This window comes from Christiangramia aestuarii (assembly GCF_009735585.1).
GTDB lineage: Bacteria > Bacteroidota > Bacteroidia > Flavobacteriales > Flavobacteriaceae > Christiangramia > Christiangramia aestuarii.
This window is the reverse complement of record NZ_VJVW01000172.1, coordinates 1-362: the sequence shown is the minus strand read 5'-3', so window position 1 is coordinate 362 and position 362 is coordinate 1. Positions and strand designations below refer to the sequence as shown.

The window sequence follows — 362 nt, the reverse complement described above, 5'->3', positions numbered from 1 at the left end:
GCGACCCTGCTGGAGAAGCTGGCCGCGCCGGTGCTTACCGCACGTTGAGGCTGTAGCCGACCCGCTTGAGCCATTCGGCTTCCTGGGCGAAGTCGGCCTGGGTCAGCGGGTTGGCTTCCAGCCAGCCCTCGGGGAAGGTCACCGAAAGGCTCTTGGGCTCTGCCTTCAGGCGCACCGAGGGCATTTCCTGGGTGCCGCGAATGTGGTGGAAGAGGATCGCGAAGCGCAGCACGATGCACAGGCGCACCAGCTTGTCGCCTTCCGCGGCGAACTCCGCCAGCTTGTCCGCCGGAATGTTGCGGCGGTGGCCGCGTACCAGTAGCGACAGCATCTGCTGGTCCTGGCGCGAGAAGCCAGCCAGG

General features: G+C 66.9%; 1 protein-coding gene. It reads right to left on the bottom strand.

Annotation, left to right across the window (positions count from 1 at the left end):
• Positions 1 to 34: 34 nt before the first annotated feature.
• Positions 35 to 362 (bottom strand): hypothetical protein (locus tag FLP08_RS17410; RefSeq protein ID WP_202912819.1); only part of this gene is annotated, 328 nt, incomplete at its 5' end.